Consider the following 16,234-nt stretch of genomic DNA (forward strand, 5'->3'; position numbering starts at 1 on the left):
CCAGAGGAACCCCAAGCCATCCGAAGCCGAAGGGCATCCCCGTGAGCGCAACCTGCCCGGCAGCCGTCGTCGTCCTCGCAGCGGGTGAGGGCACCCGTATGAAGTCGGACCTGCCGAAGGTCCTGCACGAGATCTGTGGCCGTTCCCTCATCGGGCACGTACTCCACGCCGCCTCCGCGCTCTCGCCCGAGCAGCTCGTCACCGTCGTCGGCTTCCAGAGCGAACAGGTCCGCGAGCACCTGGGGGCCGTCGCGCCGCAGGTCCGCACCGCCTACCAGGCCGAGCAGAACGGCACGGGGCACGCCGTCCGCATCGGCCTCGACGAGCTCGGCGGCCCGGTCGACGGCACCGTCGTGGTGGTCTGCGGCGACACCCCGCTCCTCACGGGCGCGACGCTGCAGAAGCTCGCCGCCGTCCACAGCGACGACGGCAACGCCGTGACCGTGCTGACCGCCGAGGTGCCGGACGCGACCGGCTACGGCCGCATCGTGCGTGACGGCGCGAACGGCGCCGTCACCGCGATCGTCGAGCACAAGGACGCCACCGAGTCGCAGCACGCGATCCGCGAGATCAACTCGGGCGTCTTCGCCTTCGACGGCCGGCTCCTCGCGGAGGCCCTCGGCAAGGTCCGCACGGACAACAGCCAGGGCGAGGAGTACCTCACCGACGTGCTGGGAATCCTGCGCGAGGCGGGGCACCGCGTGGGCGCGGCCGTGGCGGACGACCACGAGGAGATCGCGGGCATCAACAACCGCGTGCAACTGGCCCAGGCCCGGCGGACGCTGAACGACCGGCTGCTGACGGAGGCGATGCTGGCCGGCGTCACCGTCGTCGACCCGGCCTCGACGTGGGTGGACGCCACGGTCACGTTCGAGCGGGACGCGGTCGTGCACCCGGGGACGCAGCTGCACGGCGCCACGCACGTGGGCAAGGGCGCCGAGGTCGGGCCCAACACGCGGCTGAAGGACACCACGGTGGGCGCGGGCGCCCGGGTCGACAACAGCGTGGCGGACCGCGCCGAGATCGGGGAGCGGGCGAGCGTCGGCCCGTTCGCGTATCTGCGGCCGGGCACCCGGCTTGGGACCAAGTCCAAGGCGGGTACGTATGTGGAGATGAAGAACGCGACGATCGGCGAGGGCTCGAAGGTGCCCCACCTGTCGTACGTGGGCGACGCGACGATCGGTGAGTACTCCAACATCGGTGCCGCGAGTGTCTTCGTGAACTACGACGGCGAGGCGAAGCACCACACGACGGTGGGGTCCCACTGTCGTACGGGTTCGGACAACATGTTTGTGGCTCCTGTCACGGTCGGGGACGGTGCGTACACCGCCGCCGGGTCCGTGATCACGAAGGATGTGCCGGCGGGTTCGCTGGCCGTCGCCCGGGGCCAGCAGCGGAATATCGAGGGCTGGGTGGCCCGTAAGCGTCCGGGGAGCGCGGCCGCGAAGGCGGCGGAGGCGGCGTCCCGGGAGCCGGCCGGCGAAAGCTGACCGGAAACAGGTGCGTCTGACACGGCGTACCGTGATAGTGCACATTCGGCCGACTCGACGCACCGGGACGCGTGAGTACGGCAGCGGGAAGAACTCTCTGAGGAGACAGTGCTGTGACCGGGATCAAGACGACCGGCGAGAAGAAGTTGATGCTCTTCTCCGGCCGCGCCCACCCCGAGTTGGCCGAGGAGGTCGCACACAAGCTGGGTGTCGGCATCGTGCCGACGAAGGCCTTCGATTTCGCCAACGGTGAGATCTACGTCCGCTACCAGGAGTCGGCGCGTGGCGCCGACTGCTTTCTGATCCAGAGCCACACCGCTCCGATCAACAAGTGGATCATGGAGCAGCTCATCATGATCGACGCGTTGAAGCGCGCGTCGGCCCGCTCCATCACGGTCATCGTGCCGTTCTACGGTTACGCGCGGCAGGACAAGAAGCACCGCGGGCGTGAACCGATCTCGGCGCGTCTGGTCGCGGACCTGATGAAGACGGCGGGTGCGGACCGCATTCTCACGGTCGACCTGCACACGGACCAGATCCAGGGCTTCTTCGACGGCCCGGTCGACCATCTCTTCGCGCTGCCGATCCTCGCGGACTACGTGGGCGCGAAGGTCGACCGTTCGAAGCTGACCGTCGTGTCGCCGGACGCCGGCCGCGTGCGTGTCGCCGACCGCTGGTGCGACCGCCTGGGTGCCCCCCTCGCCATCGTCCACAAGCGTCGTGACAAGGACGTCGCCAACCAGGTGACCGTGCACGAGGTCGTCGGTGAGGTGAAGGGCCGCGTCTGCGTCCTGGTCGACGACATGATCGACACGGGTGGCACGATCTGCGCCGCCGCCGACGCGCTGTTCGCGCACGGCGCCGAGGACGTCATCGTGACGGCCACGCACGGTGTGCTCTCGGGCCCCGCCGCGGACCGTCTGAAGAACTCGAAGGTCAGCGAGTTCGTGTTCACGGACACGCTGCCGACGCCGGGCGAGCTGGAGCTCGACAAGATCACGGTGCTCTCGATCGCGCCGACGATCGCGAACGCGGTGCGTGAGGTCTTCGAGGACGGTTCGGTGACGAGCCTCTTCGACGAGCAGTAGGAACCGCCCCGTCCGCGGGGTCTCCGAAGATCCTTTTGGTGCGGCCTCCGTCGCCGAGTAGACTGCTGAAGTTGCTCGGCGAGGGAGGCCGCACTTTTCTGTGTGGCTGTCCGTTATCGACGCGCTCTTCGTAGCAGGCCGTTCGTGGCCGGGTGACCGACTCTTTTCCGTCACTGCATATACGAGGAGTGCACATGTCCGAGGTGAAGATCACCGCCGAGACCCGTACCGAGTTCGGCAAGGGTGCGGCCCGTCGTCTGCGTCGCGCCGACAAGCTGCCCGCCGTTGTCTACGGTCACGGCATGGACCCGGTCCACATCGCCCTTCCGCACCACGACACCCTGATGGCGCTGAAGACCTCGAACGTCCTGATCAACCTGGACATCGACGGCCGCAGCGAGCTCGTGATCCCGAAGGCCGTCCAGCGTGACGCCCTGCGCATCGGCATCCTCGAGCACGTCGACCTGCTCATCGTGAAGCGCGGCGAGAAGGTCATCGTCGAGATCCCCGTCCACACCGAGGGTGACCTGGCGCCGGGCAACAACCTGCTCGAGCACGTCCTGAACACCCTGCCGGTCGAGGCCGAGGCCACCCACATCCCGGAGTCGGTCACCGTCTCCGTCGCGGGTCTGGACGCCGGCGACGCGGTTCTCGCCAAGGACATCCCGCTGCCCGCCGGCTCCACGCTGGCCGTCGAGGACGACACCGTCGTCCTCCAGATCCTCTCCGCGCAGGCCGAGGAGGCCCCGGCCGAGGGTGCCGAGGGCGACGCGGCCGCCGAGGCCTGAGCCTCGCGACGCACATTCGCACGGCAGCCGCCGCTCCCTCGGGGGGCGGCGGCTGCCGCGTATGAGGCAGAGATGCGCGTATGAAGGAGACATGCACGTGACGACCGACGCCAGCGCCCCCTGGCTGATCGCGGGCCTCGGCAACCCGGGCCCCGACTACGCCATGAACCGGCACAACGTGGGCTTCATGGTGGCCGATCTGCTCGCACAGCGCATCGGCGGCAAGTTCAAGCGGGCCGGGAAGGCGCAGGCTCAGGTGGTCGAGGGCCGGATCGGCTCGCCGGGCCCGGCGAGCCGCCGGGTGGTCCTGGTCAAGCCCATGTCGTACATGAACGTCTCGGGCGGTCCGGTGACGGCACTCCGGGACTTCTACAAGGTCCCGACGGCGAACATCGTCGCGGTCCACGACGAGCTGGACATCGACTACGGCACGCTGCGGCTGAAGCTGGGCGGCGGCGACAACGGCCACAACGGTCTGAAGTCGATGACGAAGGCGATGGGTGCCGACTACCACCGGGTGCGGTTCGGCATCGGGCGCCCGCCGGGCCGGATGCAGGTCGCGGACTTCGTCCTCAAGGACTTCTCCTCGACGGAGCGCAAGGAGCTGGACTATCTCGTGGACAGGGCGGCGGACGCGGTCGAGTCCCTGATCACGGAGGGCCTGGAACGAACCCAGACCACGTACAACTCCTGAGGACGGTCAGGCTGCGCCGCCGGGCGCACCGCTCAGGCGCGCGGGGCTCGTGGCGCCTTTTCAGGGGCGCGGGGCTCGTGGCGCCTTTTCAGGGCCGCGGGGCGCGGGGCGCCTTTTCAGGGGCGCGGGGAACTGCGCGACCAGCCACGACGAACCCGCAGCCAACATACGAACAGACAGGGCCCCGCACCGCCGAAGCGATGCGGGGCCTGTCACGTGGGCCGGGGCGTCAGCCGGTGTTGCGCAACCCCGCCGCCACCCCGTTGACGGTAAGAAGCAGCGCCCGCCCGAGCAACGGATCAGGCTCCTCCCCCGCGGCCGCGGCATCGCGCTGCCGCTTCAGGAGCGCGACCTGAAGATACGAGATCGGGTCCAGATACGCGTCACGGATCGCGAAGGTCTGCTGCAACGCCGGGTGCGACCCGAGGAGTTCGCCCCCACCCGTGATCCGCAGGACCTCCCGCACCGTCAGCTCGTGCTCTTCCTCGATCATGTCGAAGACGTGCTTGAGCTCGTCCGGCACGAGCGTGTCGACGTAGTGCCTGGCGATCCGCAGGTCCGTCTTCGCGAGCGTCATCTCGACGTTGGAGATGAAGTTGCGGAAGAAGTGCCAGTGCTCGTGCATCTCGTCGAGCACGGTGTCCAGACCGGCCTCGCGCAGGGCCTTCAGGCCCGAGCCGACGCCGAACCAGCCGGGCACGATCTGCCGGGACTGGGTCCAGCCGAAGACCCACGGGATGGCGCGCAGGCCGTCGAGCGAGACGCCGGAGCCGGGGCGGCGGGAGGGCCGGGAGCCGAGGTGCAGGTCGGCGAGCTGGTCGACCGGCGTCGACGCGAGGAAGTACGTCGGCAGGTCGGGGTCCTCGACGAGGCGCCTGTACGCGGAGTGCGCGGCGTCCGAGACGACGTCCATGGCGGCGTCCCAGCGGGCGAGAGCCTCGTCGGACTGGCGCGGGGCGGTGTGCAGGGCGGAGGCCTGCAGCGTTGCCGCGACCGTCAGCTCCAGGTTCTCCCTCGCCAGCGAAGGCACCAGGTACTTGTCGGAGATGACCTCGCCCTGCTCGGTCACCTTGATCTCGCCCTCCAGCGTGCCCCAGGGCTGCGCGAGGATCGCGTCGTGCGAGGGGCCGCCGCCGCGGCCGACGGTGCCGCCGCGGCCGTGGAAGAGGCGCAGGCGCACGCCGTAGCGGTGCGCGACGTCACGGAGCCTGCGCTGGGCGCGGTGGATCTCCCACTGGGAGGTGGTGATGCCGCCGAACTTGGAGGAGTCGGAGTAGCCGAGCATGACCTCCTGGACGTCGCCGCGGAGCGAGACGAGCTTGCGGTACGAGGGGTCGGCGAGCATCTCGTCGAGGATGACGTCGGCGGCGCGCAGCTCGTCGGTGGTCTCCAGGAGCGGCACGATGCCGATCTTGGCCCAGCCGGCGTGCAGGTCGATCAGGCCGGCCTCGCGTGCGAGGACGGCGGCCGCGAACACGTCGTCGGCGCCCTGGCACATGGAGATGATGTACGACTCGATGACCTCGGGTCCGAAGACTTCGAGGGCCTTCTTGACGGTGAGGAAGACACCGAGGGTCTTCTCGCCCGCGGCGTCCACCGGTGCCGGGGAGGGGCCGAGCGGGCGCCGGGACCGCAGCTCCTTGGCGAGGAGCTTCTGCCGGTACTCGCGCGGCATGTCGGCGTACCGCCAGGACTCCTCGCCGAGGCGGTCGAAGAGCTGGCCGAGGGCGTGGTGGTGGGCGTCCGCGTGCTCGCGTACGTCCATCGTGGCCAGCTGGAGGCCGAAGGCGGCGAGCGTGCGGATGGTGCGGTTCATCCGGCCGTCGGCGAAGAGGGCGCCCTTGTGTTCGCGCAGCGAGGTCTGGATGAGGGTGAGGTCTTCAAGGAGTTCGCTCGTGCCGAGGTAGTCGCGGCCCGGCTCGTGCGGGATGCCCTTGGCCAGGCGCTGCTTGGTGTTCTCCAGCTTCTGCCGGATGCAGGTGGCCTTGAGGCGGTAGGGCTCCTCGGCGTTGAGGCGCTTGTAGCGGGGGCTGATCTCGGGCAGCCGCTCCAGGTCGTCCTGGAGGGAGGCCTTCAGCTCGTCGGTGGCTCCGGTGTAGCGGATGGAGTTGGAGAGGAAGCCGCGGAGCTCGTCGATCATGTCGAGCGCGTCGTTGATGCCGTGCTCGTGCTGGAGGATCAGGACGTCCCAGGTGACCTGCGGGGTCACGTTGGGGTTGCCGTCGCGGTCGCCGCCGATCCAGGTGCCGAAGCTGAGGGGGCGGGTGCCTTCGGGAAGCTGGACGCCGACGCGCTCCAGTTCGGCGGTGAGGTCTTCCAGTACGTCCCCGACGGCGCCGGCGTGCAGCTCGTCGAGGTAGTAGATGGCGTTGCGGGCCTCGTCGGCGGGCTCGGGGCGTACGACGCGGAGCTCGTCGGTCTGCCAGACGAGGTCGATGTTCTCGGCCAGACGGGTGTCGTGGCGGCGCCGGTCGGACTCGATGACCGGGGTCTCCAGGAGCTCCGCGACGCGGCGGAGCTTGTTGAGCACGGAGCGGCGGGCCGCCTCGGTGGGGTGCGCGGTGAAGACGGGGCGCACGTTGAGGTGCTGCACGGTCTGGCGCAGGTGCTCGGGGTCGGCGTCCTTGAGGCGGTCCGCGGTGCGGGTGAGGAGTCCGCCCTCGGCGGCGCGCCGGGCGCGGAGCTCGCGGCCGCGGTGGACCTGCTCGGTGACGTTCGCCAGATGGAAGTACGTGGAGAAGGCGCGGACCAGCTTGGCCGCGGTCTCCAGTTCCGTGCCGCCGAGGAGTTTGGCGGCGGCCTCGCCGTCCTCGCGCGTCAGACGGCGGACCTTCTCGACCAGTTCGAGGAGTTCGGGACCCTCCTGGCGTACGAGGGTCTCGCCGAGCAGGTCACCGAGGCGGCGGATGTCGGCGCGCAGCTCGGCGCTGGCGGTGCTTGTGGCCTGCTGGCCCTGGTCGTCGGCACTGCTCACAGGTGCGGCTCCTTGCAGTGTGAAGCACGTCATGACTGGGAGGGGTTTCCGTGGGAAACCGGGGAGATACAGAGCGGACCGCGCTGTCCGACCGTGTCCAAGGATAGGTGTCACTTCGGGCACGGAGCTCGCGGGCTCTTGCCGCGGGGCTCCGCACTGCCATACTTACGTCGCCGTAGGTTACGGGTCCGTAGGTAACGTGGTGTCGCAGCCGTTGCAGGAACCGTGCCCGTGCACTACTCCCACCCCAGCCCTCGACCCCCTAGGGGACGTGCCCATGACGACAACCTCCGATGCGTACTCCGACGCCGATGTGATCGACGACGCTCCGCGGGCCACCGGCCCGGCCGACCCGGAAGTCCCGGCGACGCTGGGCGGCGAGCGGAAGCGCTCGGTCGAACAGATCGCCCTGCTCCTCTTCATCACCGTCCCCTTCCTCGCCCTGGTCGCGGCGGTGCCGCTGGCCTGGGGCTGGGGGGTGAGCTGGCTGGACCTCGGCCTGCTCGTCTTCATGTACTTCCTGGGATGCCACGGCATCACGATCGGCTTCCACCGGTACTTCACGCACGGCTCCTTCAAGGCGAAGCGTCCGCTGCGGATCGCGCTCGCGGTGGCGGGGTCGATGGCGGTGGAGGGTCCGGTGGTGCGCTGGGTGGCCGACCACCGCAAGCACCACAAGTTCTCCGACGCCGAGGGTGACCCGCACTCCCCCTGGCGCTTCGGCGAGACGCTCCCGGCCCTGATGAAGGGGCTGTGGTGGGCGCACATCGGCTGGATGTTCGACGAGGAGCGGACGTCGCAGGAGAAGTACGCGCCGGACCTGGTGAAGGACCCGGCGATCCGCCGCATCTCGCGGCAGTTCCTGATGTGGACGATCGTGTCGCTGGCCATTCCGCCGGTGGTGGGCGGTCTGGTGACGATGTCGTGGTGGGGCGCGTTCACGGCCTTCTTCTGGGGCTCGCTGGTCCGCGTCTCGCTGCTGCACCACGTCACGTGGTCGATCAACTCGATCTGTCACGCGGTGGGCAAGCGCCCCTTCAAGTCCCGTGACCGCTCGGGCAACGTGTGGTGGCTCGCGGTGCTGTCCTGCGGCGAGTCCTGGCACAACCTCCACCACGCCGACCCGACGTCGGCGCGGCACGGCGTGATGAAGGGCCAGATCGACTCGTCGGCGCGGATCATCCGCTGGTGCGAGCGGCTCGGCTGGGCGTACGACGTGCGGTGGCCGTCGAAGTCGCGCATCGACTCCCGCCGCCAGCCGCAGGCCGCTGACGCGGCATGATGGACGACGTGGCGACCGACTCCAGCAATTCAGGCCCTGCCGGCAAAGAGAAGCAGCCCCGGCGTACCCGCCGGACCCGCATGACGGGTGCCGAGCGCCGGGAGCAGCTCCTCGACATCGGTCGCACGCTGTTCGCCGCCAAGGGGTTCGAGGGCACGTCGGTGGAGGAGATCGCCGCGAAGGCCGGCGTCTCCAAGCCCGTCGTGTACGAGCACTTCGGCGGCAAGGAGGGGCTGTACGCGGTCGTGGTGGACCGCGAGATGCGTCAGCTCCTGGACATGGTGACGAGCGCGCTCACCGCCGGGCACCCGCGGGAGCTCCTCGAACAGGCGGCGTTCGCCCTTCTCGACTACATCGAGACGTACACGGACGGCTTCCGCATCCTGGTCCGCGATTCGCCGGTGGCCCAGTCCACGGGCACCTTCGCGTCCCTGATCTCCGACATCGCGACGCAGGTGGAGGACATCCTGGGCCAGGAGTTCAAGGGCCGCGGCTTCGACCAGAAGCTGGCGCCGCTGTACGCGCAGGCGCTGGTCGGCATGGTCGCGCTGACGGGCCAGTGGTGGCTGGACGCCCGCAAGCCGAAGAAGGCGGAGGTGGCGGCGCACCTGGTCAACCTGGCGTGGCACGGGTTGGACGGGCTTGAGCCGAAGCCGCGGCTGATAGGCCACCGGAAAAGCTGACCGCGGCGGGGCGGCGCGCGGGACGCCGTCAGCTGCGGGTGATCTCCTCACCGATGACGAGTCCCTTGGCGGGGCCGCTCGGCACGACGGCCTCGGCGCCGTAGGGCACGCGGTGCTCGTCCTCGTAGGCCGCCTTCTTCGCGTCGGGCAGGGAGAGCACGAGGACGGCACCGTCCTCGTCGAAGTCGTCGACGATCACGTATACGGGGATGCCCGCGCGGGCGTACTCGCGGCGCTTGCGGACGCGGTCGCGCTCGATGTTGCGGCGCCCGGGCGAGACGACCTCGACGACCATTGCCACGCCGTCGGCGTCGACGCCGAGGTCTTCCTCGTCGGGGATCTCGTCGAGGTCTTCGGGGGCGATGAAGAGGTCGGGGATCCAAGCCTTGCTGCGGTGAATGACATTGCCGTCCTGATAGGGCGCATAACCGCTGTCCTTCAAGTGGGCCTCCAAGGCCCGGCGAAGGCGGTTGATGAGCACCGTATGACGACGGCGGCCGGTAGGCGACACCTCGATGGCTCCCTCGATGATCTCGGCCCGGTAGCCCTCGGGGAGATCCATGGCCTTCCACGCCTGCCACAGGACCTCGTCCAAGTCGGGTACCGGGTTGTCCACCACGGGAGTAGTCACCTCATGTGCGAGAGCGGTCATCGTGCAGCACCTCCTCCATCAGTGTGGGCGCGGGCGCCACTGCGGCACAAGCGACACCGCGACGCTATGGCCCATGGCGCACTCTCACCCGGAAAGCCCCTTGCGGTCACTCAAAAGTGCGAGGTCAGGCCAGAGGTTCTAGGAATTCGAGCCGGTTTCCGACGGGGTCCCGCGAGTAGAACCGCCGGTGCCCCGGCAGCCCCTCGTCCCAGGTGACCGTCACACCCCGCGCGGCCAGCCGCTCGGCGAACGCCGAGATGCCCCGCACCCTCAGCCCCGGGTGCGCCTTGCGCGCGGGTCGGAAGTCCTCCTCGATGCCCAGGTGCAGGCGGACGCCGCCCGCCTCGAACCAGCAGCCGCCGCGCACCGCGAGCACCGGCGGCTTCGGCGCCTCCCTCATACCGAGCACCCCGCAGTAGAACTCCCGCAGCTGCGGCTCGCTGCCCGACGGGGCCGCCATCTGGACGTGATCGATCGCTGTGAGCATCAGGCCTCCTTGTGGGCCACCGCGAACACCCTCCGGAAAGGGAAAACCGTGCCGTGAGCTGTCGGCGGGTACGCCCTGCGCAGCAGCTCGCCGTACTCCGCGAGGAACGCCTCCGTCGCCTCCGGGTCGTCTTCCAGGGCCGTCAGGACCGGGCGCAGGCCCGTGCCCTTGAGCCAGTCGAGGACCGGGTCCTCGCCGGTCAGCAGGTGCTGGTACGTCGTCTCCCAGGAGTCGACCTCGCAGCCGAGGCCGACGAGCCGCTCCAGGTACTCCCCCGGTGACAGCACCGCGTCCGCGTGGCGCAGGACGTCGCCGAGGCGGTCGCGCCAGCGGGCGGATTCGCTGAGTTCCCGCATCAGGACATGGCTCGGGGCGTCGAAGTTGCCGGGTACCTGAAAGGCGAACGTACCGCCGCGGGTCAGCGCCTCGATCCACGCCGGGAAGGAGTCGGGGTGGCCCGGCACCCATTGGAGGGTCGCGTTGGAGAGGATCAGGTCGTACGTGCCGGGGGCAGGTGTCCAGTCCGTGGCGTCGGCCGGGGCGAAGTCGAGGCGGCCGCCCCCGGCGGTGGGTCCGGCCAGCCGGTCCGCGCGGGCCAGCATCTCCGGGGAGTTGTCGAAGCCGGTGATGTGCGCGGTGGGCCACCGTTCGGCGAGGAGCCGGGTGACGTTGCCGGGCCCGCAGCCGAGGTCGGCGACGTGGGGCGGCCGGCCGGCGGCGGGGAGCTCGGGGACCCGGGAGAGCAGGTCGGCGAAGGGGCGGGACCGGTGGTCGGCGTGGCGCAGGTACTGCTGGGGGTCCCAGGTCGGGGCGGCTGCGGGCATGGGGCGGGCCTCCTCGGGTGACGGGGTCTGTCGCCATCCTGAACCCATCCTGAACGGCAGATATCTTGACGTCAAGAGACTTCATGTCGACAGACCCCCTACACTGATCGTCATGGAGGACGAGGTCGATCGGCTGGTCGCAGCGTGGCGCCGGGAGCGCCCTGACCTCGACGTGGAACCACTCGAGGTGCTCAGCCGCGTCAGCAGGCTCGCGCGGCACCTGGACCGCGCCCGCAGACTCGCTTTCTCCGAGCACAACCTGGAGCCGTGGGAGTTCGACGTCCTGACGTCGCTGCGCCGCGCGGGCGCGCCCTACCAGCTCTCCCCCGGCCAACTCCTGACCCAGACACTCGTCACGTCCGGCACGATGACGAACCGCATCGACCGCCTCGCGAAGAAGGGCCTCGTCGAGCGCCTGCCCGACCCGAGCGACCGGCGCGGCGTCCTCGTACGCCTCACCGCCGAGGGCCGGGACCGCGCGGACCAGGCCCTGGCCGGACTCCTGGAGCAGGAGCGGGCGATCCTCGCCGAGCTGTCCCGCGCCCAGCGCGGCGAACTGGCCGGGCTGCTACGCCAGTTGACCGCCCCGTTCGACAACATCCCCGGCTAGGTCGGCCGGGCCGACCCCCGCGCGCCGGGCGAGCGCCACGGCGGCGAGGGTGGAGTGCACACCCAGCTTCCCCAGCACGTTCTGCATATGGGTCCGCACGGTGTGCGGGGAGAGGAAGAGGCGCTCGGCGACGGCTTTGCGGCCCAGGCCCGCCACCATGCAGCGCAGCACCTCGCGCTCGCGCGGGGTCAGGGACTCCACGAGGCGCTCGGACTCGGTGCGGTGTTTGCGGGCGGCGGTCAGCTCGCGCAGGACGCCGGTGAGCAGCGCGGGCGGCAGATGGGTCTCGTCGCGCAGGACGCCGCGTATGACGGTGAGCAGCCGGGACAGGGAACAGTCCTTGGCGACCCAGCCGGAGGCGCCGGCCTGGAGGGCGAGGGCCGCGCGGCGCGGGTCGTCCTTCTCGGCGAGCACCACGGTACGGACGGCGGGCTGGCCCGAACGGACGCCCGCGACCAGCGAGATGCCGTCGACGAGCCCGTCGGCGTTGCCCTCCTGGACGGGGACGGCGGGCCGGGTGCTCTGGAGGGCGCTCGCGGTGCTCCCGAGGTCGGCGTCGACGAGCAGCACGTCGTATCTGCGGCCTTCGGTGACCGCGCGCTCCAGGCAGCGCAGCGCGGCGGGACCGCTGCCGGCCGCGGACACGTCGACGTCCGGCTCGGCCGCGAGCGCGGCGGCCAGCGACTCGGCGAAGATGCGGTGATCGTCGACGACCAGGACTCGAATGCGAACCACGGAAACCCCCTTCCCCGAGCTCCTGCAAGGAGCTGGGGATACCCCATCATCGGAGAACGGCTGGTGCGGGTACGGCGCCCGGTGCGGGGATCGACGCGGTCGCACGGCCGCCGCCGTGCTGTGACCGCCACCCCACGCCAGGCGTCGTACCCGACTGTCTCGCCCCCTGATCAGTGCCGGCCCCCACCGGCACTGCCCTTCAGAGTAGGGCCGGACGCCAGGAGCGGAAGGCGATTTGCAGAACTGATTGCCCGGCGCGTTTATGGTGAGCCGTATGTTTCGTATTGAGACGGGAGTCGACAAAGAGCGGCTTGGTCTGCTTCGCTCACGCCTGGCCGAGACGAACACGGCGGCATCACCCGAGCTCCGCGCGCTGCGCGGAACCCGTGAGGACCAGGAAGTCCCCCTCGCTCTCTGGGCGTTGGACGAGCACGGCGGCCTCGCGGCGGGCCTCGCCGCGCACACCTGGGCACGCTGGCTGCACGTGAATCACCTGTGGGTCGACGACGGACACCGCGGCGCGGGCCTCGGTTCACGTCTCCTCGCGGAGGCGGAGCGGCTGGCCCGCGAGGACCGCGGCTGCCTCAACTCCCGTGTGGAGACATGGGACTTCCAGGCGCCGGGCTTCTACCGGAACCATGGGTACGAACTGGTGAGCGTGATCCCCGACTACCCGGAGGGCGTCAAGGAGTTCACGCTCACGAAGCGGCTGGGACCTTCGGTCTGACCCGGCATCCGAGTTCAGAACCCGGAGTCGCCGCTCGCGAACCGGACGGGTGACACCAGTGCGATGCGGATCAGACCAGGTGCGGGCGGCGGGGCATCGTAGACGTAGGTGACCGAGAGAGCCGGGCGCGACCCTACGCGCTCAAGACGCGTCGTGTAGATCTCCATGTCGCTGGCCGCGCTCCGTGACCGATGCCCTGGCAGCGAGCACGGGCCTCACGGGTGATTTCGGCAATGACCTGCGGGTACTCGTCCGTCACCGGGCGGTCCCGCGAGCCGCGTCGATCTCGGCGACTGCCGCTGCGACGGCGGTGTCGAAATCGGGGTCCTGGCGGGTGGCGACCCGGCCACGGAACTCTTCGACCAGCCGCACAATGCCCGTGAGGTCGGTGGGATCTGCGTGGTTGATCTCCCGAGCCAGCTCGGCCTCGAAGTCGTCGGCGTCACCGGGGAAGCCGTAGCCCATCGTGAGGGCGGCCCGGAGTTCCCCGATGGTGCGCAGGGGTGGGAGGCCGGAAGGAGTGGGGTCTGCCGCGTGTCTGGTCATGACTGTTGTGGGCTCCCTTTCACGATGTCGATTTCACCGTACCGGGGCGGTGTGCGCTGGGGAGGGTCACCAGAGACCAGGGGCATGCGTCACCCCCTCGACCCTCGGCTTCGGCCCACACCGTCAGGCCGTCGGGCCCGCGATACTGGCCCCACCGGTCGGCGAGCCCGGAGACGATCAGCAGGCCACGACCGGACTCGGGCTCACCGTCTTCCGGCACATCCGCTTCCAGCAGGTCTTCTTCCATCGCGCGCACGACACCGCGGCCCTCATCCGTGACGCTGACCGTCACAGCTCGGTCGACGAGAGCCAGAACGACAGTGACCGTCTCGCCGCCGCCATGCGTAAGAGCGTTGGTGACGAGTTCGCTGGTGATCACCTCCAGGGTCTCCACCTGGCCCTGTGGCAGCCTCCAGGAGCGGGCGGTGTCCCGGACGTGACGGCGAGCGGTCGGAGCGGAGAGCAGGTCCGCGCCGGGCAGTCTGCGCATGGACAGACTCTGCGGGGCGGTACGGGACACGGCCCTGTGCGGAGCCGGGGACGGTCCGGCGAAGTCGGGGCCCCGGCTCTCCGCGATGAGCAGGGTGTCACCCAGCGCGCACGCCAGTTGAGCCGCCAACGGCGCGAGTTCGGGCTCCGTCGCGCCGGACCCGTCAAGAACAAGCCGGGCACGCTCCAACAACCGCCGCGCCAACCCGAGTTGCACCACCGCGACATGGTCCGCGTACCTGGCCGCCATGCCACGGCCCAGGCTCCCGCCGAGCGCCTCGAAGCCGTCGGCCATCACGCCACCTCCAGCGCGCGATGGATGTCGCGCGTATCAAGGTCGATGCCATACGTGGCACACCACAGGGTGTCGCGGCGCAACCGCTGCAGCCGGGTCCTCTCCTCGTCCTCGCACGCCGCCAGATAGGGGCGGACCAATCGCGAGGCCGCGCCGTCGAGGGGCTCGTACCAGCGCCGGACGGTCGCGGCCAGGGGCGGACGGGGCCGGGCTGTCCGCATCACCTGAGGTGTCCCCTCAGGCGCGGGCCGGGCCTGATGCCCGGCGCGGTGACGCCCACTCGGCGCACGGACGGCCCGCACGTAGTCGGCGAGTCGACTGAACAGCGCTCTTCGCATGACGGCTCCTCCTCCAGAACTACCGGGAGTGACATGGGAAGCCTTCCATGGGATTCCCATAGAAGGTGCGCCCACGTCTGGAGTTCACTGGTGTGGGTGACGGGCAGGACATCCGTGCCCGATGCCGCGAAGTAACCCTTAAATTCACCTCGTTGACACACCTGGCCAGCTGGCCTGCCGTGACGGAAAGGTTCGGACGTGACCGCTACACAGACAGGCCCGGCCGGCCGGATGCAGATCGCGCGCGGATTGATCTCACTGCGTGAGCGCTGTGGGGCTACGCAGGCACAGATCGCAGCTCGCGCCGGTGTCAGCACTACAACGGTGAGCCGCTACGAAATGTGGCAGGACCGAGCCCGCATCCGATGGGCCACCGTCAAAGCACTGGCCGATGCGTGTGAGGCCACCGTCACGGAACGGGAGGCCCTCGTTCGCATCGCCAAATCCCAGTCGGACGGCTGGTGGGTCGGCAATAGCGCGGTGCCGACGTGGATGGATCCGCTCGTCTCCTTCGAACACGAGGCGGCATACGAGCACGTGTACGCCAACACCGTGGTCCCAGGCCTGTTGCAGACACGGGAGTACGCGCTCGCCATCCACCAAGCGCGCGAAGTCCGCAGTGGGAACGATGAGATCGAGCGGATGGTGGACGCCCGTATCGCTCGCCAGGGAATCCTCGGGCGAGACCCCGAGCTACACCTGTGGGCGATCTTGGATGAGGCAGTCCTTCGCAGGACGGTAGGCAACGCGGAGGTCATGGCCCGACAGCTCAAGCACCTCCAGGAGGCGACCGAGAGCCCCAACATCGACATCCAGGTGCTGCCGTTCAGCGCGGGCGCCCACGCGGCGGGGGCCGGACACTTCGTGATCCTCGGCCGTGACGACGACCGGGAACCGCTCAACTCCATGGCCGTGGTGTACATCGAGATGCGCCGCCGCGGACTGTATCTCGATGACGCCGGAGACGTCGGTGCCTATAAGTTGACCTTCGACTACCTTCGTTCACAGGCCGCGGACACAGCAACGTCGTCTCGGCTCATCGCAGAGGCCCGACAGGAGCAGTCCCCATGACTGAAGCATCAACTTCCACCACTGGTACGGAGGCTTCCGCTTCCGTGTGGTTCAAGAGCAGCTACAGCGGTGGAGAAGGCAACGAATGCGTCGAGGTCGCCCACGTCCGGACGCGGGTGGGAATACGCGACTCCAAGGAACCCCACCGGAACGGCCTGACCATATCGGCCGCGGCCTTCACCGCGTTCGTCGGCGGTGTGAAAGCCGCGGAGTGACTCGCCTGACGAACGAGGCGCCAACGGCTGCATGGCTCGCAGCAGCGAGCTGGTTCAAGAGCAGTTACAGCGCGGCAGACAACGAATGCGTCGAGGTCGCCCACGTCCACACGCAGGTGGGAATACGCGACTCCAAGGAACCCCACCGCAACGGCCTGACCATATCGGCCGCGGCCTTCACCGCGTTCGTCGGCGGTGTGAAAGCCGCGGAGTGACTCGCCTGACGAACGAGGCGCCAACGGCTGC

The 16,234-nt window shown here is 69.6% G+C and carries 19 protein-coding genes; 11 read left to right on the forward strand and 8 right to left on the reverse strand.

Annotation, left to right across the window (positions count from 1 at the left end; all coding sequences use genetic code 11):
• The first annotated feature begins 41 nt into the window (after positions 1–41).
• The 4 genes from glmU to pth all read left to right on the forward strand — a co-directional run bounded on the left by glmU (position 42) and on the right by pth (position 4,060).
• Positions 42–1,490, forward strand: a complete 1,449-nt coding sequence (gene glmU / locus AB0N81_RS34180) for a bifunctional UDP-N-acetylglucosamine diphosphorylase/glucosamine-1-phosphate N-acetyltransferase GlmU (protein ID WP_365365329.1) — start codon at positions 42–44, stop codon at positions 1,488–1,490.
• A 113-nt stretch (positions 1,491–1,603) separates the two neighbouring features.
• A complete protein-coding gene (locus AB0N81_RS34185) occupies positions 1,604–2,578 on the forward strand; it encodes a ribose-phosphate diphosphokinase (protein ID WP_365365331.1) in 975 nt (324 codons plus the stop codon).
• Positions 2,579–2,772: 194 nt separating this feature from the next.
• On the forward strand, positions 2,773–3,366 hold the full coding sequence (locus tag AB0N81_RS34190; RefSeq protein ID WP_365365333.1) for a 50S ribosomal protein L25/general stress protein Ctc: 594 nt from the start codon (positions 2,773–2,775) through the stop codon (positions 3,364–3,366).
• A 91-nt stretch (positions 3,367–3,457) separates the two neighbouring features.
• A complete protein-coding gene (pth, locus tag AB0N81_RS34195; protein ID WP_365365335.1) occupies positions 3,458–4,060 on the forward strand; it encodes an aminoacyl-tRNA hydrolase in 603 nt (200 codons plus the stop codon).
• A 229-nt stretch (positions 4,061–4,289) separates the two neighbouring features.
• On the opposite strand, the gene ppc is transcribed toward pth, so the two are convergent.
• Positions 4,290–7,034: a phosphoenolpyruvate carboxylase gene (gene ppc, locus AB0N81_RS34200; protein WP_365365337.1), complete on the reverse strand. Its 2,745-nt coding sequence runs from the start codon at positions 7,032–7,034 to the stop codon at positions 4,290–4,292.
• A gap of 277 nt (positions 7,035–7,311) precedes the next feature.
• Here ppc and AB0N81_RS34205 point away from each other — a divergent pair, with 277 nt between their 5' ends.
• Positions 7,312–8,316, forward strand: coding sequence for a fatty acid desaturase (locus AB0N81_RS34205; protein ID WP_365365339.1), 1,005 nt, complete (start codon positions 7,312–7,314; stop codon positions 8,314–8,316).
• Positions 8,313–8,999, forward strand: a complete 687-nt coding sequence (locus AB0N81_RS34210; protein WP_365365341.1) for a TetR/AcrR family transcriptional regulator — start codon at positions 8,313–8,315, stop codon at positions 8,997–8,999. The genes AB0N81_RS34205 and AB0N81_RS34210 overlap by 4 nt, the downstream gene beginning before the upstream one ends.
• A 28-nt stretch (positions 9,000–9,027) precedes the next feature.
• On the opposite strand, the gene AB0N81_RS34215 is transcribed toward AB0N81_RS34210, so the two are convergent.
• The 3 genes from AB0N81_RS34215 to AB0N81_RS34225 all read right to left on the reverse strand — a co-directional run bounded on the left by AB0N81_RS34215 (position 9,028) and on the right by AB0N81_RS34225 (position 10,962).
• Entirely contained in the window at positions 9,028–9,651 is a 624-nt protein-coding gene (locus AB0N81_RS34215; protein WP_365365343.1) for a Uma2 family endonuclease, read from the reverse strand.
• A gap of 124 nt (positions 9,652–9,775) precedes the next feature.
• Positions 9,776–10,138, reverse strand: a complete 363-nt coding sequence (locus tag AB0N81_RS34220; RefSeq protein ID WP_365365345.1) for a VOC family protein — start codon at positions 10,136–10,138, stop codon at positions 9,776–9,778.
• Positions 10,138–10,962 carry a trans-aconitate 2-methyltransferase gene (locus AB0N81_RS34225; protein ID WP_365365347.1) on the reverse strand — a complete coding sequence of 275 codons (825 nt, stop codon included), beginning with the start codon at positions 10,960–10,962 and terminating at the stop codon, positions 10,138–10,140. The genes AB0N81_RS34220 and AB0N81_RS34225 overlap by 1 nt, the downstream gene beginning before the upstream one ends.
• A 112-nt stretch (positions 10,963–11,074) precedes the next feature.
• On the opposite strand from AB0N81_RS34225, the gene tamR reads away from it, so the two are divergent.
• A complete protein-coding gene (gene tamR / locus AB0N81_RS34230; RefSeq protein ID WP_362376856.1) occupies positions 11,075–11,572 on the forward strand; it encodes a MarR family transcriptional regulator TamR in 498 nt (165 codons plus the stop codon).
• On the opposite strand, the gene AB0N81_RS34235 is transcribed toward tamR, so the two are convergent.
• The gene (locus AB0N81_RS34235) at positions 11,531–12,307 is read right to left on the reverse strand and encodes a response regulator transcription factor (RefSeq protein WP_365365349.1); all 777 of its coding nucleotides are present in this window, start codon (positions 12,305–12,307) and stop codon (positions 11,531–11,533) included. The genes tamR and AB0N81_RS34235 overlap by 42 nt on opposite strands.
• A 262-nt stretch (positions 12,308–12,569) precedes the next feature.
• Between AB0N81_RS34235 and AB0N81_RS34240 the strand changes: the two genes are divergently transcribed.
• Entirely contained in the window at positions 12,570–13,034 is a 465-nt protein-coding gene (locus tag AB0N81_RS34240) for a GNAT family N-acetyltransferase (protein ID WP_365365351.1), read from the forward strand.
• A 255-nt stretch (positions 13,035–13,289) separates the two neighbouring features.
• Here the strand turns inward: AB0N81_RS34240 and AB0N81_RS34245 are convergent, their stop codons facing one another.
• From AB0N81_RS34245 to AB0N81_RS34255, 3 genes are read right to left on the reverse strand one after another with little or no spacing between them, the layout of a single operon-like run.
• A complete protein-coding gene (locus AB0N81_RS34245; RefSeq protein ID WP_365365353.1) occupies positions 13,290–13,580 on the reverse strand; it encodes a hypothetical protein in 291 nt (96 codons plus the stop codon).
• Positions 13,581–13,599: 19 nt separating this feature from the next.
• A complete protein-coding gene (locus AB0N81_RS34250) occupies positions 13,600–14,364 on the reverse strand; it encodes an ATP-binding protein (protein ID WP_365365355.1) in 765 nt (254 codons plus the stop codon).
• Positions 14,364–14,702 carry a hypothetical protein gene (locus AB0N81_RS34255; protein ID WP_365365357.1) on the reverse strand — a complete coding sequence of 113 codons (339 nt, stop codon included), beginning with the start codon at positions 14,700–14,702 and terminating at the stop codon, positions 14,364–14,366. Before AB0N81_RS34255 ends, AB0N81_RS34250 begins: the two co-directional genes overlap by 1 nt.
• Positions 14,703–14,900: 198 nt before the next feature.
• On the opposite strand from AB0N81_RS34255, the gene AB0N81_RS34260 reads away from it, so the two are divergent.
• The 3 genes from AB0N81_RS34260 to AB0N81_RS34270 are packed head-to-tail and all read left to right on the forward strand — an operon-like array spanning position 14,901 to position 16,203.
• Entirely contained in the window at positions 14,901–15,773 is an 873-nt protein-coding gene (locus tag AB0N81_RS34260; protein ID WP_365365359.1) for a helix-turn-helix transcriptional regulator, read from the forward strand.
• Positions 15,770–15,988 carry a DUF397 domain-containing protein gene (locus AB0N81_RS34265; RefSeq protein ID WP_365365361.1) on the forward strand — a complete coding sequence of 73 codons (219 nt, stop codon included), beginning with the start codon at positions 15,770–15,772 and terminating at the stop codon, positions 15,986–15,988. The genes AB0N81_RS34260 and AB0N81_RS34265 overlap by 4 nt, the downstream gene beginning before the upstream one ends.
• On the forward strand, positions 15,985–16,203 hold the full coding sequence (locus tag AB0N81_RS34270; RefSeq protein WP_365365363.1) for a DUF397 domain-containing protein: 219 nt from the start codon (positions 15,985–15,987) through the stop codon (positions 16,201–16,203). The genes AB0N81_RS34265 and AB0N81_RS34270 overlap by 4 nt, the downstream gene beginning before the upstream one ends.
• The last annotated feature ends 31 nt before the right edge of the window (positions 16,204–16,234 follow it).

This window comes from Streptomyces sp. NPDC093510 (genome assembly GCF_040683555.1).
In the GTDB taxonomy this organism is placed as follows: domain Bacteria; phylum Actinomycetota; class Actinomycetes; order Streptomycetales; family Streptomycetaceae; genus Streptomyces.

Coding starts and splice junctions, on each gene's coding strand:
- AB0N81_RS34205 (WP_365365339.1), top strand. CDS start 7,312: ATGACGACAACCTCCGATGCGTACTCCGACGCCGATGTGATCGACGAC.
- AB0N81_RS34220 (WP_365365345.1), bottom strand. CDS start 10,138: ATGCTCACAGCGATCGATCACGTCCAGATGGCGGCCCCGTCGGGCAGC.
- AB0N81_RS34215 (WP_365365343.1), bottom strand. CDS start 9,651: ATGACCGCTCTCGCACATGAGGTGACTACTCCCGTGGTGGACAACCCG.
- AB0N81_RS34240 (WP_365365351.1), top strand. CDS start 12,570: ATGGTGAGCCGTATGTTTCGTATTGAGACGGGAGTCGACAAAGAGCGG.
- AB0N81_RS34265 (WP_365365361.1), top strand. CDS start 15,770: ATGACTGAAGCATCAACTTCCACCACTGGTACGGAGGCTTCCGCTTCC.
- AB0N81_RS34255 (WP_365365357.1), bottom strand. CDS start 14,702: ATGCGAAGAGCGCTGTTCAGTCGACTCGCCGACTACGTGCGGGCCGTC.
- AB0N81_RS34225 (WP_365365347.1), bottom strand. CDS start 10,962: ATGCCCGCAGCCGCCCCGACCTGGGACCCCCAGCAGTACCTGCGCCAC.
- AB0N81_RS34210 (WP_365365341.1), top strand. CDS start 8,313: ATGATGGACGACGTGGCGACCGACTCCAGCAATTCAGGCCCTGCCGGC.
- AB0N81_RS34245 (WP_365365353.1), bottom strand. CDS start 13,580: ATGACCAGACACGCGGCAGACCCCACTCCTTCCGGCCTCCCACCCCTG.
- AB0N81_RS34250 (WP_365365355.1), bottom strand. CDS start 14,364: ATGGCCGACGGCTTCGAGGCGCTCGGCGGGAGCCTGGGCCGTGGCATG.
- pth (WP_365365335.1), top strand. CDS start 3,458: ATGCACGTGACGACCGACGCCAGCGCCCCCTGGCTGATCGCGGGCCTC.
- tamR (WP_362376856.1), top strand. CDS start 11,075: ATGGAGGACGAGGTCGATCGGCTGGTCGCAGCGTGGCGCCGGGAGCGC.
- AB0N81_RS34190 (WP_365365333.1), top strand. CDS start 2,773: ATGTCCGAGGTGAAGATCACCGCCGAGACCCGTACCGAGTTCGGCAAG.